Consider the following 24,353-nt stretch of genomic DNA (forward strand, 5'->3'; position numbering starts at 1 on the left):
CCGTGGCTATCAGAGCGGAATCGTGTCGTGTTTCTTCCATGGCGTGTTCTGGCTTTTGTTACGAAGCGCAGAGAACGCACGGGCGATACGGCGGCGGGAAGAATGCGGCATGATGACTTCGTCGATGAAGCCACGCTCGGCGGCAACGAAAGGATTGGCGAAACGCTCTTCGTATTCCTTGGTGCGGGCGGCGATCTTTTCCGTATCCCCCAGTTCTGAGCGGTAGAGAATTTCGGTCGCACCCTTAGCACCCATCACGGCGATTTCGGCTGTTGGCCATGCATAATTGATGTCGGCTCCGATATGCTTTGACGCCATCACGTCATAAGCGCCGCCATAGGCTTTGCGGGTGATGAGTGTGACCATTGGGACGGTCGCTTGTGAATATGCGAATAGCAGCTTCGCGCCGTGCTTGATGACGCCGCCATATTCCTGGCTTGTGCCAGGGAGGAAGCCAGGAACATCGACCAGCGTTAGGATCGGGATGCTGAAAGCATCGCAGAAACGCACGAACCGCGCGGCCTTGCGTGATGAATCAATATCGAGACAGCCGGCCAATACCATGGGCTGGTTTGCGACCACGCCAATAGTCTGACCATCCATTCGGATAAAGCCAGTGATGATGTTTTTAGCGAAAGCTTCCTGAATTTCAAAGAAATCGCCTTCATCCGCCAACGCGAGGATTAGTTCTTTCATGTCGTAAGGCTTGTTGGCGCTATCAGGGATGAGCGTATCAAGCCGCATTTCAAGACGCGCCGGGTCATCGAATACAGGACGAACTGGCGGCTTTTCGCGATTGTTGAGCGGCAAGAAGTCAAACAGGATGCGTACCTGTTCAAGCGTTTCGATGTCGTTTTCATATGCGCCATCGGCAACGGAAGATTTCTTCGTATGGGTCGAAGCGCCGCCGAGTTCTTCCGCCGTAACGATTTCATTGGTGACTGTTTTGACCACATCAGGGCCGGTCACGAACATGTAGGAGCTATCGCGCACCATGAAGATGAAGTCTGTCATGGCAGGCGAATAGACCGCGCCACCGGCGCATGGCCCCATGATCACGGAAATCTGCGGAATAACACCCGACGCATCGGCATTGCGTTTGAAAACATCGGCATAGCCTGCGAGCGAAGCAACGCCTTCCTGAATACGTGCACCGCCGGAATCGTTCAGACCAATGACTGGCGCACCGTTTTGCACGGCCATATCCATAATCTTACAGATTTTCTGCGCGTGCGTCTCAGACAGAGAGCCACCAAGAACAGTGAAGTCCTGACTGAAGACATAGACCTGCCGACCGTTGATCGTGCCCCAGCCAGTCACGACGCCGTCGCCTGCTACTTTCTGTTTTTCCATGCCGAAGTCGGTACAGCGATGCGTGACATACATATCGAACTCTTCGAACGAACCTTCGTCGAGAAGCACTTCGATTCTTTCGCGGGCGGTGAGCTTGCCTTTGCCGTGTTGCGCATCGATACGCTTTTGTCCGCCGCCAAGACGGGCTTCGGCGCGACGGGCTTCAAGCTGTTCGAGAAGTTCCTGCATTCGCTATAACCTTGAAAGCTATGAATTTGTCTAACTGCTTAGAGCCAGTATGCCGCATTCTGAAAGCTTGAAAAGGTGCGATTGTGTAATTTATAAATTTGCAAATAGCGAAATGCAAAGTTGCAAACATGGCACCGAAAAAACTCTATGTCGGCAGGAAGATCCGCGAAATACGTGAGCAGCATAAGACGACACAGTCGGGCTTTGCTGAACGTTTAGGTATTTCAACGAGTTATCTGAATCAAATCGAGAACAATCAGCGTCCGGTTTCGGCGGCTGTGCTGTTGGCATTGGCCGAAAACTATCAGATCGATATTGGTGCGATTTCGCTTGGCGATGATGACCGGCTGTTATCGGCAGTATCTGAGGCGCTGGCCGATCCGGTGTTCGATAATTACAAGCCGAATTTGCAGGAGCTGAAGCTCATCACGCAGAATGCGCCGGGTTTGGCTCATGCGCTGATTGCTTGTCATCAGGCCTATCGGCGTAACAGTGAGCAGCTTGCAAGTCTCGATAACCAGCTTGGGCGCGCGCCGTCAGCGGCCGAGCCAGCACCCTATGAAGAAGTGCGCGACTTCTTTCATTTTATCGATAACTATGTTCATGAACTTGATATTGCAGCGGAAAAGCTTGCCGATGAGCTGAAGATACCATCACGTGATATCGGTGTTGCCCTACCGCAATATATGGAGGAGCGCTATCGCGTTCGTGTTGCACGCGCCGATCCCGATGAAGCTATTCTGCGCCGCTTCGATCCAATTGCTCGCGTCCTTTATCTTAATCCCTATTCGCCTGCGTCCACCCGTAATTTCCAGATAGCGTTTCAGATTGCCGAACTGGAGATGGAAGAGCTTGTGACCGCAATTGCTAAGCGTGCGGATTTTCGTTCGGCGGAGGCGGTCGAGATTTGCAAAATCGGTCTGCGCAATTATTTCGCTGGTGCGCTGGTCTTGCCCTATCAGACGTTTCTTTCAGCCGCCAAAGAGCTGCGACATGATCTGGAATTGCTCGCCTCGCGCTTTGGGGCAAGTTTTGAGCAGGTTGCGCATCGTCTCAGCACATTGCAGCGTTCAGGCCAGCGCGGCGTGCCGGTGTTCTTCGCACGAATTGACCGTGCCGGAAACATCACCAAGCGGCATAGTGCGGCCAAGCTGCAATTTGCGCGTTATGGTGCGGCATGTCCGCTGTGGAATGTGCATCAGGCATTCGAGACGCCTGGGCGAATTATCCGGCAGTTGGCAGAGACACCGGACGGCGCACGTTATCTCTGCGTTGCGACCGAACTTACCAAGAGCGAGGGCGGGTTTCATGCGCCACAGCGTCGTTATGCTATCGCTTTGGGATGTGAAGTCACACACGCGCAGGATTTTGTCTATGCGGATGGGCTGGATATTGCGACACGCTCGGCATTCGATCCGATTGGTGTTTCTTGCCGTATCTGCGACCGGGCAGAATGTGTGCAGCGCGCGGTCCCGCCTTTGAAAAGCAGGCTGGCGGTCGATCACGACCGCCGTGGTATCCTGCCTTACAGACTGCTCTAAAAATCAGAAGCCGGAATGCTCTTTGAGGAATTCGGCTTCTTCCGCTGTTGTTTCGCGACCCAGAACCTTGTTACGGTGCGGGAAACGACCAAAACGCTCAATAATATCGTGATGCTGGCGGGCAAAGCCCAAAGAGAACTCATCACCCAGCTTTTCGTAAAGATCGACACAGCGTTTCTGATCGCTGAGATGCTCGCTATGCATGAATGGCAGGTAAAAGAACTGACGTTGCTCAGCTGACAGCTTGCGGTCGAAGTCATGATCGAGCGCCTGCGCTGCAACATCACGGGCGAGGCCGTCGCTTTCAAATGAGCGTGGAGAGCCGCGGAACATATTGCGTGGGAACTGGTCGAACAGGATGGTCAGCGCGAGTGCGCTTTCCGGCTGCTGTTTCCAGTCTTCCAGCTTGTCAGCGCATGCATCTTCATAAGCTGCCAGAAATTTTTCGCGAATTGCCGCATCGATTGCATCGCTTTTGATGAACCAGTTTTCGCGCATCTTTGCAGAAAACCAGAAATCGAGGACGTCTTGGGGTTGAATGGCCATTACTGCCTCTTTTCAGGTTATGGATTTTGGTTTGGACTGTCGGGCTGCGGGCAGGGCGTCTCGCCCTTCATGTTACGAGACATGCAAGCGAATCGATCAAAGCCTTTGCCTGCATCCATTGCCGCTTTTCCGGCACCACAGCCGGAAAGAACGGCCAGCGAGATCAGTAGGACGACTTTGTTCATCTGGAGCGTTTCCGGTTTCAAAATGATGCCAATCACAGGGCTTGATAATAAGCATCGTGACTTCTAGCGGCAATAGTTACAGAGATTTGTGATCAACCGCGACCGCGATAATTGGGTACAGACTGTTCAGGAATCCAGACATTCTTTGGTGTTTCGCCCGTCTGATAAAACACATCAATCGGGATGCCGCCACGCGGATACCAATAGCCGCCAATGCGCAGCCATTCCGGTTCCAGCAGTTCAACAAGCCGCTTGCCGATTGTAACCGTGCAATCCTCATGGAAAGCACCATGATTGCGGAATGAGAACAGGAAAAGCTTGAGCGACTTGCTTTCAACCAGCCACTTGCCCGGAACGTAATCTATCATCAGATGAGCGAAATCCGGCTGTCCGGTCATAGGACATAAAGAGGTGAATTCTGGTGCTGTGAAGCGAACGCAGTACGGCGTTCCTGCTTGCGGGTTTGCAACCCTTTCAAGGATGGCCTCTTCGGGAGATTGTGGTATCGTGCTGTTCGATCCAAGTTGCTTGAGATCGGAATATATCGTCTTTTCAGACATTTGCGTGCCTTTTTAAAAGCCACGGTGCAGTCTTCACGCTTGCATATCAAGCGTTTGTCCTTGTTTTGACCGGGTAGGCTGCGACCGGTGGCAGATTGCCAATGGCTTCGAGTAGCAGTCTTGTACAAGCAGGTAAAGCCCATAGAAAAACCCGCGCTGGGAGGGCGCGGGTTAGTCGGGAGGATTTTTTTTGATCAGCGGCGATCGGAGGAGATCACGCAACCAATTGCAACGCCGATCAAAATTCCGAGTACACCAGCGGTGCCGAAAAGCGTCGTTGCCGTGCCAGGGTTTTCCTTGACTGTTTCCGCGACAGCCTGACCACGCTCACGAACAACCTGTGCCGCGTGGCGAAAACGTCCGGATGCATCATCAAACGCATCTTCGGCAGAATCCCTCAGATCGCTTGAGCGGGATGCCAAGGATTTCGACAGGCGCTTCAGTTCACCACGAAGATCAGAAATCTGCTGTTCCAGAGCCTGTTGAACGTCGCTAGCAGTCTTATTGTCGGCCATTTGAAACCTCCATTGGAATTGATGCGGATAGAACGTACCGACAACCAATTGGTTCCATTAGAGGAAAGAGATTTTACCTCTTCAATTTGCTTTCAAAGAAAGGCAGGAGGCTCAAGCCTCGGCCTATACAAACGCCCGCAAGGGCACCAACCGCTTTGAAAAGGAAATCGGCAAATTCACCGTGCCGTCCGGGTGCGAGCCGCTGAAGCAGCTCAAACATGCCTGCGCAACCGACTGTCAGTAGCAGGACTGCCAGCCATTGGCGGGGGTAGGCCAGTGCAAAGAGAAAACCGACCAGAAAAAAAGCAGCAAAACGCTCCAGATCAGCAGGCTCGCCGGTGATCGGACGGAACTGGATTGGGCTGATCGTTACCACGAGGATTAAAACCAGAATCGACCAGGCAGCGATACGCAAAAGTCGCGTCATTAAGTAAAGGCCTTCTATTCTGCCGTGTAGTTGCCGACAGGTTCATCCTGACTAGGGTCACCGCAGCGCTGATACATGCGATCAGTTATTGCTTTTTTCAGCCCGTTCGCAAATGGCAATTCATAATGAGCGATGACATCGACGCCCATGCACCATTTTACGTTCTGCGGTGAGAGGCCGTAATTGGTTTCGAGGAAGCCAATGGCATAGTTTATTCCTTCTTCGCAATTCTCAGTTGTGCAGAAATTGCCATCTTTTGCCAGCTGACGGATTGAGCCTTCGCCGATCTTTTGGACGATTGGTTCGACGGCAAAGGGAGTTGCCCCGGCAAGCGCAACAATAACCAGTCCAATAAGGGTAAATTTGATAGAGCGCCGCATGAATCGCCGTCAGTTATTGATCCTATTGTCATTTCATAACGCATGGGTGGCACTATGATGGCAAGGTCATACGTTAAATGTAGTGGCTTGAATTAGCCAATGTGCGGGATTGTGACGGTTTAATATTGACTTTTACGTAAATGCGGTTGCACAACATTCGCCTGCATATTGCAAGATTGGAATATTGTGGTGCGCGAATATTATACGATCACAGAACTGACGCGGGAATTCGGGATATCGACCCGGACATTGCGTTTTTATGAGGATGAGGGGCTGATCTCGCCGGTAAGGCGTGGTCGCACACGCTTGTTCAGGCCTTCTGATCGGCATCTTCTGAAGCAGATTATGCGTGGAAAGCGTCTTGGTTTTTCAATCGCCGAGATACACGAAATCGTACAGATGTATCGCGAGCCGCCGGGTGAAACCGGCCAGCTCAAGCTATTGATGAAGCGCGTTGAGGAAAAGCGTGCCGATCTGCGCCAGAAGCGTCGCGACATTGACGAAACGCTTTCCGAACTCGATCAGGTTGAAGAAGCCTGCATTGAACGTCTTGCAGAACTTGGTGTTTCTACCTGATTTAAGGCTGATTATCCGGCACTGGTGAGCACATCTCGGCGATCTGCTGAACCGTGCTGTTATTGTTCTGGTCAGCCTTGCCGTTAAAGACGTCGTCGAACAGTTTTGCCTTGTCGAGTTCGCTCACAACACAGCCGCAGAACTGCGTGCATAGCGTTTCACTTCCATTCTGAATGCAGGATGCGACGCAGGATTGCGTAAAGGCTTGGCGTGGCGCTGGCTGTGCTGGCGGCATGATCTGCGAGAACAGATAGACAAGCGCAATCAGCACAGGCTGATGGATCAGATAGAATGCAAGACTGTGGCGACCGATAAAGGTGAGCGGCTTTTGCAGAAAGGCGGGCTTAATGCCGCCGGATAGGATCGGGAGCCAGTTAAAGCGCTTGAAAATATGTGCCGCCGCTATACCAATTAGCACAGCGCCAAACCATGGAAACAGCGGCACGTAATCGTTGGAGCGAGGCGGGACCGTCGAAAGTCCGATCCATGCAAGCCACATCTGGTTGAAAATATCTGACTGCGCATAAAACGGTGCGGTGATGACGAAAGCTGCCACGATCAGTGTAACAACAGGTGGCAGGCGCAAGAACAGTAGACCCAGCACGCTTGCCAGTGCAATCTGATGCAGAATGCCGAAGAAAATGAAGTTATCGGGCGACATATAGTATGTCACAGCGGAAATGGCTGCTGCTGCTGCTCCTATCTGCAACAGACGCTTTCCCATTGCTTCCCAGCGGATGGCTCTGTCATGCGCGAGAACAAGACTAAAACCGACCAGAAACAGGAAGCTTGATGCGATGCAGCGCGCAAAGAGCTTCCATCCGCCATGTGCTGTCGTTGCCGCTGCCATGTAGCCGAAGAACTCAAGATCCCAGCCGAAATGATAGATCGCCATCGCAATAAGCGCGACGCCGCGCGCAATATCAATGCGCGTCAGGCGCGGACGGCTTGCGGGCGTTACAGTCATTTCAGCATTGCTCTGCATGTTATTTCCTGAGCTGTGACACTAAGAGTCGAGCCGATTCCTATCACATGCGATTGCATGGCTATAGCACTGGCACGAAAATCAGAATGATTTTTGGAAAGCGCGATGCACCGAATTGAACTATGTCAAAGGACCGGATTCGTTCGGTTCGAGTTATATCGTGCAGCTTATCGGTGGAGATCGCGTTGTTTTTCAGTGTTTCCAAGCTTTTCTGGCTGTTTTTTCAGCCGCTGACAATCATCCTCGTATTTCTGTTGATCGCACTTTTGCTGATCTGGACCGGCTTTAGAAAACTCGGGCTTACAACGCTTATTGCCGCTGTATTGGTGTTGTTTATCAGCGCTTATACAACGCTTGGCACCGTGTTGCTTGCGCCGCTGGAAGATCGCTTTGCAAAACAGACCGAGCTCCCGCAACGTGTTGATGGCATTGTAGTTCTGGGCGGCTATATGAATGGTGACATCAATACAGGACGTCCCGGATTTGAATTGAATAGCGCTGCCGATCGAATTTTTGAGACGATGCGGCTTGCACGACTTTATCCCGACGCGAAAGTCATTGTGTCCGGTGGGGACGGTGCTTTTTTTGAAGACACCAAGCCCGAAGCCGATAGCACACGCACAATGTTGTCTGATCTGGGCTTTTCAGGTGATCGCTTCATTTTTGAGAACAAATCCCGCAATACAGTAGAAAATGCGGAGTTTTCCAAGGCGCTCGCTGAACCAAAGCCCGGTGAAACATGGCTTCTGGTGACGTCGGCCTATCATATGCCACGGTCTATCGGATGCTTCCGCAAAGCAGGCTTTGACGTTGTTGCATGGCCTGTCGATTATAAGACACCAGCAAAGCAGAGCCTTTCACTCTATCTTGAATCGCCGAACGAAGCCTTGTCGCGTTTTAGTGTGGCAATGCGTGAATGGGTGGGGCTTACAGCCTACTGGATGACCGGCAAGACAGATATGCTGCTGCCTCAACCCTGATGCCCCATTTCTGCCGTGACTTTAAAGCTTTTGTTAAGCATAGCTGTTGTTAAGGTTCTGATACTAAATCAGTTTTTGAATCGTGCTGTTGCGAGATGATGAAATGCGCCGCATTTCCGCCATTTTTCACAGTTGCGTTTCATCTGCGTCAGGATTATATCTCCGGTAACAGCGTTGTGAAGGACGCTGCTTATAAGAGTTGCACAACAAGGTTGTAAAAAAATCTCCATGGACGAAACCGTTCAAAAATCCTGCTGGGGCGTGACGCTCTGGGCAGTCGTTGGCCTCGCTACAATCATTCTCATGGCTTATCTTTTCTCCGCTTGATGCGGATGCATTCGGTCCCGAAAAGTTGAATGGCTTTTCGGATACGGCTTTGCATTGAAAATGGACAGAACGTGCGTTCGTATCTTAATTGAGGTTCGACGTGCTATGGAGTTGCGTAAACCGGAAATTTAATGCCGCATTTCGGCATTCTGTTGGCGTTGTTCCTCTCCTACACTATCTGTTAATGGTGTAATATTATTGCGCGTTGGCGCGTGACATTGCGCTGCCCGTTTGCGGGGTGAAATAGGTGTAGAATGTTTCTGTCGGTATTCGATCTGTATAAAATTGGTATTGGGCCTTCGAGTTCGCACACGATGGGTCCGATGACGGCTGCCCATATGTTCCTCGATGAGCTGGTCAGCGGCAATTGGCCGAAGCCCGCCAATGCGAAGGTTTATCGATTGAAGGCGAGCCTGCACGGCTCACTCGCCTATACCGGCATCGGCCACGCCACGGATCGCGCTGTGATTCTGGGCCTTTGTGGTTTCACACCTGATTCGATTGATCCGGATATTATGGATAGCGAAGTCGAAAAGGTTTCGCGTGCCAGGACGGTTCAGCCCGCTGGGCATCCGGCATATCAGTTTGATCCCAAGACCGATTTGGTTCTTGATCGTAAGACGCCTTTGCCCGGCCATGCGAATGGCATGGCTTTTGAGGCATACGACAAAAGCGACCGATTGCTCCTCCGCCGTGTGTATTTTTCGATTGGCGGCGGCTTTGTTGTGACTGCGGAAGAATTGAGTCGCGTGCAGACCAGTGGTGGAAAGCGCGAGGAAAAGGCCGATGTGCCTTATCCGTTCAACAATGCTGCTGAAATGCTCGCTATGGCACGTTCAAGTGGGCTTTCCATTGCCGACATGAAGCGCGCCAATGAAGAGTGCCATATGTCGTGTCTTGATCTCGACGAAGGTCTTGATCGCATCTGGGGTGCGATGCGCGGTTGTATCGAACGTGGCCTGAGCCGTGATGGTATCATGCCGGGGGGCTTGAAGGTCCGTCGCCGTGCGCGTCAGCTATTTGAGCGTCTGGAAGACGATTGGCGCAACAACAAGCTCAATCCGCTGCTCGCAAATGACTGGCTGTCCGTCTATGCTATGGCCGTCAACGAAGAGAATGCTTCGGGTGGGCGTGTTGTAACCGCACCGACCAATGGTGCGGCGGGTGTCGTGCCTGCTGTTCTGCGATATTACCTTCATTTCCACGACGATGCCGATGCAAAGGGCATTCGAGACTTTTTGCTGACGTCCGCGGCAATTGGTGGCGTGATCAAGCACAATGCTTCGATCTCAGGCGCAGAAGTCGGTTGTCAGGGTGAGGTCGGTTCTGCATCAGCTATGGCCGCTGCCGGTCTTGCGGCTGTTATGGGCGGCACGCCTGAGCAGATTGAAAATGCAGCTGAAATAGCCCTTGAGCATCATCTGGGCATGACCTGCGATCCGGTTGCCGGTCTCGTGCAGGTGCCTTGTATTGAACGCAATGCGCTTGGCGCTGTGAAGGCTGTTACGGCTGCATCGCTCGCTGTTAAGGGGGATGGTCAGCATTTCGTGCCGCTTGATGCCTGTATCGAAACCATGCGTCAGACGGGTCACGATATGAGCGAGCGCTACAAGGAAACCAGTCAGGGCGGACTGGCCGTCAATGTGGTTGCCTGCTGAGGATAACATTCTTATCACTTGAAGCCTGCATTCAGCTTGGCTAAATCAGCCTCATGGCACTTAATCTCGTCAAACTTTGCGTCGGCTGCGATAGCATCGAAGATCTCGCAGCCTGGATCGATTTCAGGCTTGCGGAGCAGCGCACTGCCGGGCTTGTCCCGGAACAGTTTCACACGACACGCATGGTTCCCAAACGTATTGATGAACTGCTTGAAGGCGGATCGCTTTACTGGGTGATCAAAGGCAATGTTCAATGCCGCCAGCGCTTGCTCGATATACGTCCGTTTACGGATGAGCAGGGCATCAATCGCTGCCATCTGGTGCTGGAACCGAAAATCCATCCGACTCAGTGGCAACCACGCCGCGCTTTTCAGGGCTGGCGCTATCTCAGTGAAAACGAGGTTCCGCTTGATGAAGCCGCTGGTAAGTCGGGCAGGGCAGCATTGCCGCCAGAGCTTCGACAGGAGCTTGCAGCGCTGGGATTGCTTTAGTTTATAAACAAAAAGGCCCGTCGAAATGACGGGCCTTTTTTGTTGGTGAGATATTTCAGCTCTCAATTGTGATGCGTACTGCCACTTTATCGGACGTAACCGGCAGGGTCATACGCATCATGGTGCGCGGCTGCACCATGCGGCGATTGCGAGCGGCGTGGCCAACCAGCAATCCAACCAGATCACGCGTATGGAAACCTTTTCCATGACGCACATCGGCAAGACGAATCGCAGCCTGCTTAAGAGCCTGAACGGAGAACAGTGAACCCAGTCCGGATGGGCGAGGCGCTTGTTCAGTCCATATGCTGGACTTCAGTGCATATTGTCCGATCGTTTCATTCATATTCGACATCTCGAAACCCTCTACGCAATACTATTTTCGGGTTTAAAGCGGTTACGAGAGAGCTTCCCCTCTCGCTCGGATTAATTTGCGACTGCGTAGCAGCCAAAGTTCTTCTTTTTGAGCGATGCGCATGCATCCCATGCAGCCTGCTTCGAGGAGAAGCCTACAAAGCGAGCACGGTAGAAAGTGGAGTTACCCTTCACGAATGTTTCCGTGTAAGGCGATGCGGAACGAAGTGGCGCACCGACTGATGAAGAGACCTTGGTCAACATATCGCGTGCCTGGCCTTCGCTTGGCAGCGAGCCGACCTGAATGGCCCAACCACCGGAAGCGGGTGCTGATGCTGTCGTTACAGGGTCGATATCGTGTGCTGGAGCCGATGGAACTGCGGCCTTTGGCGTTGGGCGCACAGCTGCCTGCGCTGCCATTGCAGCTGGGCGCTGTGTCGGTGCGGCGAGAGCCAGAACCTGTGGCTGGTCAATATCGCCTTCGCCGCTTTCGTTGTTGATGACATCAGCAACTTCAGTTGTCTGACGAGCAACTGGAACCGGTGCATTACGTGCCTTTGGCAGATCAACCGATGCGACAACCTGTGGAACTTCACCACGCATCGCAACAAGTGGTTCCGAAACGCGACCACGAGTGGCTGCAGGAAGATACTTGCGGATCAGCTGGGTCATGTGTGCATCGCGGCTGGCGCCGGTGTTGCCGCCCATGACAACGGCAACGAGACGACGACCGTCATAGTTGACCGATGAAGCGAGGTTGTAGCCCGATGCATTGGTGTAACCGGTTTTAATACCGTCAACGCCTTCAACACGACCGAGCAGGCGGTTGTGACCATTGATTGTCTGACCACGGAACACGAAGCTACGACGCGAGAAGTATGAAAACTCCTGCGGGAAGTGCTGACGAAGCGCAATGCTGAGGATTGCCATGTCGCGTGCAGTCGTAACCTGCGACATGTTCGGAAGGCCCGACGCGTTGCGGAAAGTGGTGTTTGCCATGCCCAGACGACGGGCTTTGGCCGTCATCATCTGTGCGAAACGCTCTTCTGAGCCGCCAAGGAATTCGCCCGAAGCAGTTGCAACGTCGTTGGCTGACTTGGTCACCATGGCGAGAATAGCATCTTCAACACGGATGGTCTGACCTGGCTTGAAGCCAATCTTTGTCGGTGGACGCGCTGCTGCATAAGAAGAGATAGGAATACGGGTATCTTTATTGATACGACCTGACTTCATGCCTTCAAATAGCATGTACATGGTCATCATCTTGGTCAGCGATGCCGGATAGCGTTTAGCGTCTGCGTTGGATGCAAACAGCGTTTTTCCGGTGTTCGCATCAATCACAATAGCGGCATATCTGTCATTTGCCACAGCAGGAACTGTCGTTGAGGCCGTAGAGCAGCCTGTTACAACAGCGAGAAGAAGTGTGGCTTGCGCCGCTCTTTTCAAGGCATATGCTACTTTGCTGAATGCGGTACGCACGATGATGACCTGCCTGTATTCCGGTTTTTTTGAACTGCGGCGCAAAGGGCACACAGCTGTCTAATTCCGTAACCTTACTGTCATCAGCGTTACCAATCCGTTTATGGTAACTACAATATTCATAAATTTCAAAAAATGTGCCCAGCGGTTTCGGGTGCTCATTCGTCTTATTGATAGCTATTTTTGATTTTGAACATCTTTCGATGGTTGCCTACTCGTAAAAGTGACTGAGATAACTGTGCCAATGCAGCACCTTGCAATAAGTCTCGGTTGCAAGTGTCGATGAAGGGCTTAAAATCAGATCATGACGCCCTACATATGAGGGCAGGCAGGCCAGATAGTTGGGCATTCGGGTGTTAGGTTTCATGAGGCATTTTAATCCAGTCATGCAGAGCAAGACCAACGGCGGGAACGGACCGGATAACGGTACGGTTGTGGTCACGCGCACGCAGCCTAAAACCAAGAAGCCAAGCCTCTATCGTGTCCTGCTTCTCAATGATGACTACACTCCTATGGAGTTTGTCATTCATGTCCTGCAGCGGTTTTTTCAAAAGAATATGGACGACGCAACGCGTATTATGTTGCATGTTCATAACCACGGTGTCGGTGAGTGCGGCGTATTCACTTACGAAGTTGCCGAAACCAAGGTTAGCCAGGTCATGGATTTTGCCCGCCAAAACCAGCATCCATTACAATGTGTAATGGAGAAAAAGTGAGGTCATATGCCATCGTTTTCTCCCAGCCTTGAAAGGGCGCTGCATCAAGCGCTTACCATCGCGAACGAGCGGCATCACGAATATGCGACGCTCGAACACCTCTTGCTTGCCCTGATCGACGATCAGGATGCGGGCGCAGTGATGCGCGCCTGTAACGTCGATCTCGAGCATCTCAAACGGATCGTGACCGATTATATCGACCGTGAACTGGACAATCTCGTCACCGGCTATGACGAGGATTCCAAGCCGACGGCAGCTTTCCAGCGCGTGATCCAGCGCGCCGTAATTCACGTCCAATCCTCCAACCGTGAAGAAGTTACCGGTGCGAATGTGCTGGTTGCCATCTTTGCAGAGCGCGAAAGCCATGCTGCCTACTTCCTGCAGGAGCAGCAGATGACGCGCTATGATGCCGTCAATTATATTTCGCACGGCATTTCAAAACGCACGCAGAGCAGCGAAACGCGTACGCCGCGTGGCGCTGAAAGCCCGAGCGAAGAACGTACGAGTGTGGAGCCGGAAGAAGGCGCAAAGAAAAAGCAGGATGCGCTTACTGCCTATTGCGTCAATCTGAACGAGAAAGCCAAGTCCGGTCGTATCGATCCGCTGATCGGTCGTGACAGCGAGATCAGCCGCACCATTCAGGTTCTCTGCCGTCGCTCCAAGAACAACCCGCTTTATGTGGGTGATCCGGGCGTTGGTAAAACCGCGATTGCTGAAGGTCTGGCAAAGCGAATCGTGGAAGGCGATGTGCCTGAAGCGCTTGCTGATGCCACGATCTTCTCGCTCGACATGGGTACGCTGCTTGCAGGTACACGTTATCGCGGTGATTTCGAAGAGCGTCTGAAGCAGGTCGTAAAAGAGCTCGAAGAATTTCCGGGTGCGGTTCTATTCATCGACGAAATTCACACCGTCATCGGTGCCGGCGCCACTTCGGGCGGTGCGATGGATGCATCGAACCTGCTAAAGCCAGCGCTTTCTTCGGGTGCAATCCGTTGCATTGGTTCGACGACATATAAAGAATATCGTCAGTTCTTCGAGAAGGACCGCGCTCTGGTGCGTCGTTTCCAGAAGATTGATGTCAATGAGCCGTCGATTCCGGATGCGATTGAGATCATGAAGGGTCTGAAGCCGTATTTTGAAGACTTCCATAAAGTCAAATATACGGTTGATGCCATCAAGTCGGCTGTGGAGCTTTCCGCACGCTATATCTCCGACCGCAAGTTGCCCGACAAAGCCATCGACGTGATCGATGAAACTGGTGCAAGCCAGATGCTTCTGCCGGAAAACAAGCGCAAGAAGACCATTGGCGTCAAGGAAATCGAAGCAACCATTGCCACCATGGCGCGGATACCGCCGAAATCTGTTTCGAAGGATGACGAGCAGGTGCTCGCACATCTTGAATCGGAACTGAAGCGCGTTGTGTATGGTCAGGATCTGGCGATTGAAGCGCTTTCCTCTGCAATCAAACTTGCCCGCGCAGGTTTGCGGGAAGCAGACAAGCCAATCGGCTCCTATCTGTTCTCCGGCCCAACAGGTGTCGGTAAGACGGAAGTCGCCAAGCAGCTTGCTTCTTCGCTGGGCGTCGAACTGCTTCGTTTCGACATGTCGGAATATATGGAGCGTCACACCGTATCGCGTTTGATCGGTGCCCCTCCAGGATATGTCGGCTTCGATCAGGGTGGCCTTCTGACCGATGGTGTCGATCAGCATCCGCATTGCGTGCTGTTGCTCGACGAAATCGAAAAGGCGCATCCAGACCTCTACAACATTCTGTTGCAGGTTATGGATCATGGCTCGCTCACCGATCACAACGGCAAGAAGATCGATTTCCGCAATGTGATTCTGATCATGACCACCAATGCCGGTGCCGCCGATATGGCAAAGGCTGCGATTGGTTTCGGTTCGACACGGCGCGAAGGCGACGACATGGAAGCGATCAACCGGCTATTCACGCCGGAGTTCCGCAACCGTCTCGACGCAATCGTTCCATTCGGTCCGCTGCCGGTTCCGGTCATTCATCAGGTCGTTCAGAAGTTCGTGCTGCAGCTCGAGGCACAGCTTGCAGAACGTGGCGTGACATTCGAACTGACCGAGCCTGCTATCGCATGGCTTGCTGACAAGGGTTATGACGAGCGCATGGGCGCGCGTCCGCTGGCTCGCGTGATTCAGGAACACATCAAGAAGCCATTGGCCAATGAAGTGCTGTTCGGCAAGCTCAAGCATGGCGGTACGGTTCGCGTCGATGTGACGACAAAGGACGACGGTAAGACCGATCTTGCTCTTGAGACTGTTTCCGACAAGCCGGTTACTCCGAAGAAGGATATTCCGGCAGAAAAGAAGCAGCCCGTGCGCAAGAAGGCAGCACCGAAGAAGGCTGAAAAGGAAAAGGTTCTGGCTGGCAAGGATGAGGCCGCGCCAAAACCTGCCACCAAGGCTTCGACGGCGAAATCGTCGGTTCCTAAAGTGCCGCGTAAGAAATAAGAGCTTAAAGAGGCCCTTCACATGAAGGGCCTTTTTTATTGACCGCATTTGCGGCTGAAAAACCGCTTCGCACTTTTGCTGGAAATGCTTTAGTTTGAAGCATGTCTTCGAGTCTTTCCCCCAGTTCCGACCAACAGTCAGCAGAGCAATCTGGCCATCTTGGCTGGTTTTTTCGCGGTACGCGTCGAATCGTGAGCGTACCTGCCATTTTGCTGATGAGTTCTTTTATTGGCTTTTCAGGGCTGGCAATTGAAAGTGGCATAACAGCCGGGCAGGCGGTGTTTATGACACTGACCATTTGGGCTCTCCCTGCAAAGGTGGTGCTCATTGGCGCGATCAGCGCCGGGGTATCAATCCCAGCAGCGGCCTTGGCTGTCGGATTGTCGTCTGTTCGCCTCATGCCGATGGTGGTGGCGCTTTTACCGGAATTGAAAGGCCCAAAGACACGCAAGCTGACGCTTGCGGCCCTATGCCATTTTGTGGCGGTGACGGCCTGGGTCATGGCAATGGAAGAGCTGCGTAATGTGCCGCGCAATATGCGGACCAGCTATTTTGCAGGCATCGGCACCGTTCTTGTCGGCACGAATGCGCTTGTGGTCGCCCTGGTTTATATGCTGTCGGCATCTTTTCCGCCTGTCGTGTTTGCAGCGCTTTTCATGCTCACGCCGATGTATTTTCTAACGTCGCTCTGGAGATCGGCGCGCGAACGGGCAGGGCAGATTGCGATGGTTTCGGGCATCGTGCTGTTCCCGATCTTCCACCAGTTTACACCGGGCTATGATCTGCTTCTGACTGGTATTTTCGGCGGGCTGATTTCATTCGCCTTTCACCGCTCGCGCAAGGCGAGCAAGGAGGCTCTGCAATGAATTGGGGCAGCTATTCCGATTGGTGGTGGCCGTTTGTATTCATCCTGCTTGCAGGAGCACTTCCAACATACATCTTCCGCGTTATGGGAGTGGTTGTCGGTGGCCGGGTACGTGAGGATTCGGAGGTTCTGGTGTTTGTGCGCTGTGTTGCGACGGCACTGGTTGCAGGCGTGATCGCACAGCTTATTCTGTATCCGAACGGGGAGCTCGCAAACTCCCCGATGTGGCTTCGTGTTGGATCGGCAGCCGCCGGATTCGTCGCTTATCTTATCGCGGGTAAGCGCTTGCTTGTCGGTATTGTGGTGGCAGAAGCGCTGCTGATTGCCGGATTGTTGAGCTTATAAAGACGATTCTTATCAAAGTGCTGCGCGGATTTTCTCAGCATTTGCTGTAAGAACGGCTGCGTCTTCCATTTTTCCGGTGTGAGGCTTCAGTTCTACGCCTTCAAAACGCGGAATGACGTGGAAGTGCAGGTGGTAAACTGTCTGGCCTGCTGCCGGTTCGTTAAACTGAATGACAGTAACGCCATCCGCGTCAAAAGCCTTCTTCACGGCATTTGCGATCTTCTGCACGGCTTTGATGGCTTCGGCGAGCGCTTCCGGCTTTGCATCAAGCAGGTTGCGTGAAGGGGCTTTTGGAACAACCAGTGTGTGGCCGGTTCCCTGCGGCATGACATCCATGAATGCCACAACATCATCCGTTTCATAAACGCGCGTTGACGGAATCTCGCCGCGCAGGATTTTTGCAAAGATGTTGTTGTCATCATAGGTGGCGGACATGCTGTTCTCTCCAGTTCAGTCTCTTATTCGGTTGTTATCGTCATGCCTGCTTGAAGGGCGTGTGCTCTTCCAGTGCTGCATGTATCTGATCGACTTCTCGCCGTTCACGTTCCAGATAATCGCTGACAGCGCGGCGGAAACCTTCATGCGCAATATAATGCGCGGAATGGGTCGTAACAGGCACATAGCCACGCGCAAGCTTGTGCTCGCCCTGTGCACCTGCTTCCACAACCCGTAATTTGCGATCAATCGCGAAGTCTATTGCCTGATGGTAGCAAACCTCAAAATGGAGGTATGGGTGATCCTCGATACAGCCCCAGTGACGTCCATAAAGTGTATCGCTACCGATGAAATTGATCGCACCGGCAATGTAACGACCATTACGTTTCGCCATGACCAGCAGGATATCCTGCGCCATTGTTTCGCCAATCAGCGAGAAAAACTTGCGGTTGAGATAGGGGCGTCCCCACTTGCGGCTGCCTGTATCAACATAGAATTCATAAAAGTCATCCCAGACCGCTTCCGTCAACTCCTTGCCGGTCAGCCAGTCGATTTCGATGCCTTCTGAAAGCGCCTCTCGGCGTTCTTTTTTGAGAGCTTTGCGTTTTCTTGACACAAGCTCATTTAGAAAATCATCATAATTAGAAAAGCCATTGTTTATAAAATGAAACTGCTGATCGGTTCGATGCAGAAAACCGGCTGCTTCGAGCGATGAAATCTCGATCTGAGGCGCGAATGTAACGTGAGCAGAAGAAGCGCCTGTTTGATCAGTGAGTTGCCGCAGCCCCGTCGCGAGAGCAACCTGGATGGCTTCGGGTTCAAACTCCCGATGGTGAAGCAGGCGCGGGCCAGTTGCGGGTGTGAACGGAACTGATGCCTGAAACTTGGGGTAGTAACGCCCGCCTGCGCGTTCAAAAGCATCTGCCCAGCCGTGGTCGAATACATATTCGCCCTGACTATGGCCTTTCAGGTAATTGGGAATTGCCCCGATAAGATACCCCTGATCGTCCTCGAGGCGGAGATAGTGAGGCAACCAGCCAGCCTGTTGTGACACGGAGCCTGATTGTTCCAGCGCCAGAAGAAATGCGCGGGAAATAAACGGATTATAATTGCCATCCTGCCGGGAAGTTCCGGCAAGATGGTTCCATTCGTCTTCCGAAAAGTCGCCAACGCTTTCAACGATGCGAAGAGCGAAGCTTTGCTCAGTCTGCTTCTCGTCGTCACTCATGGCGAAATGTCCTGTTAAGCGACTAATGTGCGCGGATCGAAGCCTTCAAAGGTGATCTGATCCACGTTGAGATCGCTATGCTTTTTCATTTCTGTATCGCGTACTGTCCAGCTGATGACCGGAAGGGCGAGCTTTTCACGAACGAAGCTGACGAATGGGTTCGGCAGGTGATGCACATTATAGGATACGAAGGAAATCTGATGCGCTAGCATTGAGAAATGCGCTTCGAAATCCTTTGTACGTGTGCCTTCTGCGGTCAGGCCTCCCGGGATGCCGGGAGCGTCGCTTGCAAACAGTCGAACCAGATGATGGTCGAAAGACATGATTGCAGCTTCGCCTTTATAAGAAGCGAGTTCTTTTGCAACAGCCGCCACGAGACCATCATCGCGGCCTTCAATGCCCTTCAGCTCAATCACGACAGGCACGCGGCCAGCAATCAGATCAAGCATCTGTTTGAGCGTTGGCGCGCGATCAGCAGTGCCGCCAATATGAAGCTCAGTAGCCTCTGCGAGCGTCAGATCGCTGATACGGCCTTCGCGCCCGGTAAGGCGCTTGAGGTCGTCATCATGAAACACGATGACGCCGCCGTCTTTGGTCAGATGCACGTCGCATTCAATTGCAAAGCCAGCTTTCGCTGCTGCATCAAAGGCTGCGAGTGTGTTTTCCCACCGCTCTTTATTGAGATCGTGGAGGCCACGATGCGCAATTGGCTGTTTCTTGAGCCATTCAGGAGATGACATTATGCAACCTCGATGATTGCTTCGATTTCAACCGGTGCATTCAACGGCAGGCTTGCAACGCCGACAGCTGAGCGGGCGTGTTTGCCAGCATCGCCGAGGACAGCGACGAGAAGATCTGATGCGCCATTGGCAACCAGATGCTGTTCAACAAAATCGGCTGTCGAGGAAACGAATACGGTGATCTTTACGATGCGCTTGATCTCGTTCAGATCGCCAAGAGCTGCCTTTGCCTGTGCGAGAATATTGACGGCGCAGGCGCGTGCTGCGGCCTGGCCGTGAGCAACCGTCAGCGCATCGCCGATCTGACCAGTGTGAATGAGCTTGCCGTTTTCCAATGGAAGCTGGCCCGAAGTCAGCAACAGAGGGCCGGTTTGCGCGAAAGGCACATAGTTTGCAGCCGGTGCTGCAGCTTCCGGTAAAGATATACCCAGATTTTTAAGACGGCTGTCGATTGTGTCGGTCATTCCATTAATCCTTGCTAACTTAATGCCTTTCGCACCCGATACATTAAATAGAATCGGTGAAGCTTTGGGGAGGGTGCGTTTTTTGCCTCGCTTCCGCCACGAGTTTTTTTATCATGCTCCTCAATAGATCGGGAGATTCATGTATGCGTTTTTTGAGAATGACATTTGTGGCGACTGGAGCGGCAGTTTGTGTTTGGGGTGGTTCGGCAACGATTGCCAATGCTGCTTCGACGGTAACGTTGGTTCCGCATCGCGCAGTGTATGATCTCACATTGGATCGTGCCGATGAGAAATCCGGGATTAGTGGCCTGACGGGGCGTATGGTCTATGAGTTCAATGGCTCGGCTTGCGAAGGCTATACGACGAATTTTCGCTTTGTGACGCGCATCGATATGGATGAGCAGCCGCAACGCGTGACCGATCAGCAGACGACAACGTTTGAAAGCGGCAACGGCAAGGATTTCCGTTTCGTCAACAAAACCTTCGTTGACAAGGAACTGGTCAAAGAAGTTCGTGGCGATGCCAAGGTTGCAGATGGCAAGACCCTTGTTGAACTGACCAAGCCGAAGGAGAACAAGCTCGATCTCAAGGCGACGCAGTTTCCGACGATGCATATGGAAGAGCTGATCGCCAAAGCGGCAGCTGGTGAAAAGTTCTATCAGACGTCTCTTTATGATGCGTCGGAAGATGCGGACCGCGTTGTCTCGACGACGGTTGTCGTTGGTAAGGAGCAGGAAGCCAAGAACGACGAAACCAAAGCCATGGGCAAGTTCACGAAGGACAATGTCTGGCCGGTGACGATCTCCTACTTTGACGACAAGGAAAAGCAGGACGGTCTTCCAATCTATCGCATCAACTTCAAGCTTTACAAAAACGGCATCACCCGCGACTTGACTATGGATTACGGTGATTTCGCCATGCGTGGAAAGCTGGTTAAGCTTGATGTCTATGATGACAAAGCACCCAAAGCGGATTGCAAATAGGTCGTTTGCCACAGCCTTTGGCGTTATAATGGTCGCAAGGCTTGCATTTATTGGCGTGTTGGTTTAACAGCGCGCCTATTCCACACACGGGATTGGGCTTTTGCAGGGAGAAATCCTGCCTCAGCCTCCGGTGGCGAGCAATCGCCTCAGCCCGTGGAGGTTCAACCGGAAAAGGAAAATACAGATGGCATTGCCTGAATTCAGCATGCGTCAGCTTCTGGAAGCTGGTGTTCACTTCGGTCACCAGACCCACCGCTGGAACCCAAAGATGGCTCCTTACATCTATGGCGACCGCAACAACATCCACATTCTTGATCTGTCCCAGACCGTTCCTCTGCTGCACAACGCGCTGAAGATCGTTTCGGACACCGTTGCTCGCGGCGGTCGCGTTCTGTTCGTTGGTACGAAGCGCCAGGCTTCGGACATCATCGCTGACGCAGCAGCTCGTTCGGCTCAGTACTACGTCAATGCACGCTGGCTCGGCGGCATGATGACCAACTGGAAGACGATCTCAAACTCGATCCAGCGTCTGCGCAAGCTCGACGAAATTCTCGCTGGCGACGCTCAGGGTTACTCGAAGAAGGAACGCCTGAACCTCGAACGCGAACGCGAAAAGCTTGACCGCGCTCTCGGCGGCATCAAGGACATGGGTTCGGTTCCTGACCTGATGTTCATCATTGACACCAACAAGGAAGCAATTGCTATCCAGGAAGCCAAGCGTCTTGGTATTCCAGTTGTTGCGGTTATCGATTCGAACTGCGATCCAGACCAGATCGACTTCCCAATCCCAGGCAACGACGACGCTGCACGCGCTATTTCGCTCTATTGCGATCTGGTTGCTCGCGCTGCTCTCGACGGTATTGCACGTCAGCAGGGCGCTCTCGGCATCGACGTTGGCGCACAGGCTGAAGCTCCTATCGAGCCAGCTCTCGAAGCTCCAGCTGAAGGCGCATAATCAGCGCTCATGAATTTCATCCATCCGTCACATGACGGGTGGATAACTTCATTCGTTCCGATGCAATGAGCGTCGGTTAAAAGTTGGCACACCCATTCGGTGTGCCTTCGCTTTCGTGAAAGGCGACACAATGAGCATTTCCGCATCACAGGTTAAAGAACTCCGCGAACTGACCGGCGCAGGCATGATGGACTGCAAGGCAGCGCTTGCTGAAACCAACGGCGACGTAGAAGCCGCTGTTGATTGGCTGCGCGCCAAGGGTATCGCTAAGGCTGACAAGAAGGCTGGCCGTACGGCTGCTGAAGGTCTGGTTGGCGTTGCTGCTTCCGGCAACAAGGCTGTTGTCGTTGAAGTCAACTCCGAAACCGACTTCGTTGCTCGTAACGACGCTTTCCAGGATCTCGTCCGCAAGATCGCTCAGGCTGCTCTTTCGACCGACGGTTCGTCTGAAGCTGTTGCTGAAGCAAACATCGACGGCAAGTCCGTTACGCAGGTTGCTAAGGACGCAGTTGCGACCATTGGTGAAAACATCAGCTTCCGTCGTTCGGCAGCTCTTGAAGTTTCCAAGGGTGCAGTTGCTACCTACATCCACAACGGTGTTTCGGATGGCCTCGGCAAGCTCGGCGTTCTCGTTGCAATCGAAACCGAAGGCAATGCAGAAGCTGCAACAGCGTTCGGTCGTCAGGTTGCGATGCACGTTGCTGCTATCAACCCACTCGCTCTGACCGCTGCTGACGTTGATCCAGCTGCTGCAGAACGCGAAAAGGCGATCTTCATCGAGCAGGCTCGTGAATCGGGCAAGCCAGATGCAATCATCGAAAAGATGATCGAAGGCCGTATGCGCAAGTTCTATGAAGAAGTTGTTCTTCTTTCGCAGGCTTTCGTTATCAATCCTGATCTGACTGTTGAAGCTGCCCTCAAGGAAGCTGAAAAGTCGATCGGCGCTCCTGCTAAGATCACTGGCTTTGCACGTATCGCTCTCGGTGAAGGCATCGAGAAGGAAGAAAGCGATTTCGCTGCTGAAGTTGCTGCTGCAGCCAAGGGCTAATTCGTCTTTTCATCTGAAAAGGCTTTTGATTATGAAGGGCATCGCGTGACAACGCGGTGCCCTTCGTGTATCGGAACCCCAATACTAACAGTTGATCACAATCTGCGGAGAACACTCCATGTCCGTTAAGTCCGCCTATAAACGCGTTCTTTTGAAAGCCTCGGGCGAGGCATTGATGGGCAGTCAGGGCTTTGGCATCGATGTTTCGGTTGCTGACCGCATTGCCAATGATATCAAACAAGCGCGGGAGCTTGGTGTTGAGGTGGGCGTCGTTATTGGCGGCGGAAATATTTTCCGTGGCGTAGCGGTTGCATCCAAGGGCGGCGATCGCGTGACAGGCGACCATATGGGGATGCTTGCCACCGTGATCAATTCGCTGGCGCTGCGTACTTCGCTTCACAAGATCGGCGTGGATGCGGTTGTTCTCTCCGCCATAGCAATGCCTGAAATTTGCGAGAGTTTCTCGCAGCGACAGGCAACTGCTTATATGGACGAGGGCAAGGTTGTGATCTTTGCAGGCGGCACGGGCAATCCTTTCTTCACGACAGATTCTGCGGCAGCTCTGCGTGCAGCTGAAGTGGGCGCCGATGCGCTTCTTAAAGGTACTCAGGTTGACGGCATCTATTCCGCCGATCCGAAGAAAGACCCAACCGCAACGCGATTTGACGCGCTTACGCACAAGGAAGTTCTTGATCGCGGGCTTGCCGTCATGGATACAACGGCGGTCGCCCTTGCACGCGAGAACAACATTCCGATAATAGTCTATTCCATCCATGAAAACGGCGGCTTGGCCGAAATTCTACAAGGCAAAGGACGCTGCACGATCGTTTCCGATAATTGATCGGCGTATTGATCGTTTGTCTTGTCGCGCACTGAAGGAGAACATGCATGAGCGATGTTTTTGACATCAACGACCTGAAGCGACGCATGGAAGGCGCTGTTAATGCCCTGAAGCATGACCTTGGTGGTCTGCGTACGGGTCGCGCTTCTGCAAGCTTGCTCGAACCAATCACGATTACGGCTTACGGATCTGAAATGCCGATCAATCAGGTTGCCAATATTACGGTACCTGAATCGCGTATGCTGTCAGTTTCCGTATGGGATAAGACCATGGTTGGCGCTGTAGAGCGTGCGATTCGTGATTCCGGTCTCGGCCTTAATCCGATTACTGACGGTATGACGTTGCGTATTCCTTTGCCGGAGCTCAACGAACAGCGCCGCAAGGAACTGGTCAAGATTGCGCATCAGTATGCTGAACAGGGTCGTATTGCAGTCCGTCACGTTCGTCGTGACGGTATGGATACGCTGAAGAAGCTCGAGAAAGACGGCGATATCAGCCAGGATGACAGTCGTGGTCTTTCTGAGAAGGTTCAGAAGCTCACCGATGATACGATCGCTGAAATGGATAAGATCGTTTCGGTCAAGGAAGGTGAGATCATGCAGGTCTAGTTTCCTGATTTTGGAGCGCGCGAATTCTTTTTTCAGAAAAGTGCGGCTTTGAAAGCATGGGCTACTAGAAACAAGTTGTTGCCAGTGTCTGGTAAGTTATG

At 52.7% G+C, this 24,353-nt stretch carries 29 protein-coding genes; 14 read left to right on the forward strand and 15 right to left on the reverse strand.

Annotated features, from left to right (window positions below):
* Window positions 1–9: 9 nt before the first annotated feature.
* Window positions 10–1,542, reverse strand: coding sequence for an acyl-CoA carboxylase subunit beta (locus RT142_RS00250; protein ID WP_112806610.1), 1,533 nt, complete (start codon window positions 1,540–1,542; stop codon window positions 10–12).
* Window positions 1,543–1,670: 128 nt separating this feature from the next.
* Between RT142_RS00250 and RT142_RS00255 the strand changes: the two genes are divergently transcribed.
* Window positions 1,671–3,083, forward strand: coding sequence for an XRE family transcriptional regulator (locus RT142_RS00255; RefSeq protein WP_313026443.1), 1,413 nt, complete (start codon window positions 1,671–1,673; stop codon window positions 3,081–3,083).
* A gap of 3 nt (window positions 3,084–3,086) precedes the next feature.
* On the opposite strand, the gene RT142_RS00260 is transcribed toward RT142_RS00255, so the two are convergent.
* The 6 genes from RT142_RS00260 to RT142_RS00285 all read right to left on the reverse strand — a co-directional run bounded on the left by RT142_RS00260 (window position 3,087) and on the right by RT142_RS00285 (window position 5,696).
* Entirely contained in the window at window positions 3,087–3,629 is a 543-nt protein-coding gene (locus RT142_RS00260; protein ID WP_313026445.1) for a DUF924 family protein, read from the reverse strand.
* 17 nt (window positions 3,630–3,646) lie between these two features.
* Window positions 3,647–3,814 carry a hypothetical protein gene (locus RT142_RS00265; protein WP_200635142.1) on the reverse strand — a complete coding sequence of 56 codons (168 nt, stop codon included), beginning with the start codon at window positions 3,812–3,814 and terminating at the stop codon, window positions 3,647–3,649.
* Between the two features lie 92 nt (window positions 3,815–3,906).
* Window positions 3,907–4,374 carry a preQ(1) synthase gene (gene queF, locus RT142_RS00270; protein WP_313026448.1) on the reverse strand — a complete coding sequence of 156 codons (468 nt, stop codon included), beginning with the start codon at window positions 4,372–4,374 and terminating at the stop codon, window positions 3,907–3,909.
* 194 nt (window positions 4,375–4,568) lie between these two features.
* Complete coding sequence (locus RT142_RS00275) at window positions 4,569–4,889, reverse strand: YqjD family protein (RefSeq protein WP_007875256.1); 321 nt, start codon at window positions 4,887–4,889, stop codon at window positions 4,569–4,571.
* Window positions 4,890–4,962: 73 nt separating this feature from the next.
* The gene (locus RT142_RS00280; RefSeq protein ID WP_064320696.1) at window positions 4,963–5,316 is read right to left on the reverse strand and encodes a VanZ family protein; all 354 of its coding nucleotides are present in this window, start codon (window positions 5,314–5,316) and stop codon (window positions 4,963–4,965) included.
* Window positions 5,317–5,330: 14 nt separating this feature from the next.
* On the reverse strand, window positions 5,331–5,696 hold the full coding sequence (locus RT142_RS00285) for a hypothetical protein (protein ID WP_007875254.1): 366 nt from the start codon (window positions 5,694–5,696) through the stop codon (window positions 5,331–5,333).
* 189 nt (window positions 5,697–5,885) lie between these two features.
* Here RT142_RS00285 and RT142_RS00290 point away from each other — a divergent pair, with 189 nt between their 5' ends.
* Window positions 5,886–6,272 (forward strand): MerR family transcriptional regulator, encoded by a 387-nt coding sequence (locus tag RT142_RS00290; protein ID WP_007875253.1) that lies wholly within the window; start codon window positions 5,886–5,888, stop codon window positions 6,270–6,272.
* 1 nt (window position 6,273) lies between these two features.
* On the opposite strand, the gene RT142_RS00295 is transcribed toward RT142_RS00290, so the two are convergent.
* The gene (locus tag RT142_RS00295) at window positions 6,274–7,239 is read right to left on the reverse strand and encodes a DUF1624 domain-containing protein (RefSeq protein WP_313027060.1); all 966 of its coding nucleotides are present in this window, start codon (window positions 7,237–7,239) and stop codon (window positions 6,274–6,276) included.
* 203 nt (window positions 7,240–7,442) lie between these two features.
* Here RT142_RS00295 and RT142_RS00300 point away from each other — a divergent pair, with 203 nt between their 5' ends.
* The 3 genes from RT142_RS00300 (at window position 7,443) to RT142_RS00310 (ending at window position 10,713) form a co-directional block, all read left to right on the forward strand.
* Window positions 7,443–8,237 carry a YdcF family protein gene (locus RT142_RS00300; RefSeq protein ID WP_313026451.1) on the forward strand — a complete coding sequence of 265 codons (795 nt, stop codon included), beginning with the start codon at window positions 7,443–7,445 and terminating at the stop codon, window positions 8,235–8,237.
* Between the two features lie 581 nt (window positions 8,238–8,818).
* A complete protein-coding gene (locus RT142_RS00305; protein WP_313026453.1) occupies window positions 8,819–10,222 on the forward strand; it encodes an L-serine ammonia-lyase in 1,404 nt (467 codons plus the stop codon).
* A 53-nt stretch (window positions 10,223–10,275) separates the two neighbouring features.
* A complete protein-coding gene (locus RT142_RS00310) occupies window positions 10,276–10,713 on the forward strand; it encodes a DUF1489 family protein (RefSeq protein WP_079211964.1) in 438 nt (145 codons plus the stop codon).
* A 55-nt stretch (window positions 10,714–10,768) separates the two neighbouring features.
* Here RT142_RS00310 and RT142_RS00315 read toward each other — a convergent pair whose 3' ends face one another.
* Both RT142_RS00315 and RT142_RS00320 read right to left on the reverse strand, forming a co-directional pair.
* Window positions 10,769–11,065: a hypothetical protein gene (locus RT142_RS00315; RefSeq protein ID WP_007875237.1), complete on the reverse strand. Its 297-nt coding sequence runs from the start codon at window positions 11,063–11,065 to the stop codon at window positions 10,769–10,771.
* Window positions 11,066–11,136: 71 nt separating this feature from the next.
* Window positions 11,137–12,543, reverse strand: coding sequence for a D-alanyl-D-alanine carboxypeptidase (locus RT142_RS00320; protein ID WP_007875235.1), 1,407 nt, complete (start codon window positions 12,541–12,543; stop codon window positions 11,137–11,139).
* A gap of 365 nt (window positions 12,544–12,908) precedes the next feature.
* Between RT142_RS00320 and clpS the strand changes: the two genes are divergently transcribed.
* Both clpS and clpA read left to right on the forward strand, forming a co-directional pair.
* Window positions 12,909–13,259, forward strand: a complete 351-nt coding sequence (gene clpS, locus RT142_RS00325) for an ATP-dependent Clp protease adapter ClpS (RefSeq protein WP_171380119.1) — start codon at window positions 12,909–12,911, stop codon at window positions 13,257–13,259.
* Between the two features lie 6 nt (window positions 13,260–13,265).
* Complete coding sequence (gene clpA, locus RT142_RS00330) at window positions 13,266–15,740, forward strand: ATP-dependent Clp protease ATP-binding subunit ClpA (RefSeq protein WP_313026456.1); 2,475 nt, start codon at window positions 13,266–13,268, stop codon at window positions 15,738–15,740.
* Between the two features lie 4 nt (window positions 15,741–15,744).
* On the opposite strand, the gene RT142_RS00335 is transcribed toward clpA, so the two are convergent.
* Window positions 15,745–16,038 carry a hypothetical protein gene (locus RT142_RS00335; RefSeq protein WP_313027087.1) on the reverse strand — a complete coding sequence of 98 codons (294 nt, stop codon included), beginning with the start codon at window positions 16,036–16,038 and terminating at the stop codon, window positions 15,745–15,747.
* On the opposite strand from RT142_RS00335, the gene RT142_RS00340 reads away from it, so the two are divergent.
* Both RT142_RS00340 and RT142_RS00345 read left to right on the forward strand, forming a co-directional pair.
* Window positions 15,956–16,606 (forward strand): AzlC family ABC transporter permease, encoded by a 651-nt coding sequence (locus tag RT142_RS00340; RefSeq protein WP_313026458.1) that lies wholly within the window; start codon window positions 15,956–15,958, stop codon window positions 16,604–16,606. The genes RT142_RS00335 and RT142_RS00340 overlap by 83 nt on opposite strands.
* A complete protein-coding gene (locus RT142_RS00345) occupies window positions 16,603–16,950 on the forward strand; it encodes an AzlD domain-containing protein (RefSeq protein ID WP_105518627.1) in 348 nt (115 codons plus the stop codon). Before RT142_RS00340 ends, RT142_RS00345 begins: the two co-directional genes overlap by 4 nt.
* A 12-nt stretch (window positions 16,951–16,962) precedes the next feature.
* On the opposite strand, the gene RT142_RS00350 is transcribed toward RT142_RS00345, so the two are convergent.
* Genes RT142_RS00350 through RT142_RS00365 form a run of 4 tightly spaced genes read right to left on the reverse strand, consistent with a single transcriptional unit; the run spans window position 16,963 to window position 19,817 of the window.
* Window positions 16,963–17,385: an HIT family protein gene (locus RT142_RS00350; RefSeq protein ID WP_064320689.1), complete on the reverse strand. Its 423-nt coding sequence runs from the start codon at window positions 17,383–17,385 to the stop codon at window positions 16,963–16,965.
* A 40-nt stretch (window positions 17,386–17,425) separates the two neighbouring features.
* Window positions 17,426–18,613, reverse strand: coding sequence for a GNAT family N-acetyltransferase (locus tag RT142_RS00355; RefSeq protein WP_313026462.1), 1,188 nt, complete (start codon window positions 18,611–18,613; stop codon window positions 17,426–17,428).
* 14 nt (window positions 18,614–18,627) lie between these two features.
* Window positions 18,628–19,353: a glycerophosphodiester phosphodiesterase gene (locus RT142_RS00360; RefSeq protein WP_113160155.1), complete on the reverse strand. Its 726-nt coding sequence runs from the start codon at window positions 19,351–19,353 to the stop codon at window positions 18,628–18,630.
* Window positions 19,353–19,817, reverse strand: a complete 465-nt coding sequence (locus RT142_RS00365; protein ID WP_113160154.1) for a RidA family protein — start codon at window positions 19,815–19,817, stop codon at window positions 19,353–19,355. The genes RT142_RS00360 and RT142_RS00365 overlap by 1 nt, the downstream gene beginning before the upstream one ends.
* Window positions 19,818–19,960: 143 nt before the next feature.
* Between RT142_RS00365 and eipB the strand changes: the two genes are divergently transcribed.
* The 5 genes from eipB (at window position 19,961) to frr (ending at window position 24,252) form a co-directional block, all read left to right on the forward strand.
* Window positions 19,961–20,800 carry a cell envelope integrity protein EipB gene (eipB, locus tag RT142_RS00370; RefSeq protein ID WP_313026466.1) on the forward strand — a complete coding sequence of 280 codons (840 nt, stop codon included), beginning with the start codon at window positions 19,961–19,963 and terminating at the stop codon, window positions 20,798–20,800.
* A 184-nt stretch (window positions 20,801–20,984) separates the two neighbouring features.
* Window positions 20,985–21,755 carry a 30S ribosomal protein S2 gene (gene rpsB / locus RT142_RS00375; RefSeq protein WP_007875213.1) on the forward strand — a complete coding sequence of 257 codons (771 nt, stop codon included), beginning with the start codon at window positions 20,985–20,987 and terminating at the stop codon, window positions 21,753–21,755.
* A gap of 130 nt (window positions 21,756–21,885) precedes the next feature.
* Complete coding sequence (gene tsf / locus RT142_RS00380; RefSeq protein WP_064320684.1) at window positions 21,886–22,803, forward strand: translation elongation factor Ts; 918 nt, start codon at window positions 21,886–21,888, stop codon at window positions 22,801–22,803.
* A gap of 118 nt (window positions 22,804–22,921) precedes the next feature.
* A complete protein-coding gene (pyrH, locus tag RT142_RS00385; RefSeq protein WP_007875209.1) occupies window positions 22,922–23,644 on the forward strand; it encodes a UMP kinase in 723 nt (240 codons plus the stop codon).
* Between the two features lie 47 nt (window positions 23,645–23,691).
* Window positions 23,692–24,252: a ribosome recycling factor gene (gene frr / locus RT142_RS00390; RefSeq protein ID WP_007875208.1), complete on the forward strand. Its 561-nt coding sequence runs from the start codon at window positions 23,692–23,694 to the stop codon at window positions 24,250–24,252.
* The last annotated feature ends 101 nt before the right edge of the window (window positions 24,253–24,353 follow it).

The organism is Brucella sp., assembly GCF_032066345.1.
Taxonomy (GTDB): Bacteria; Pseudomonadota; Alphaproteobacteria; order Rhizobiales; family Rhizobiaceae; genus Brucella; species Brucella pseudogrignonensis.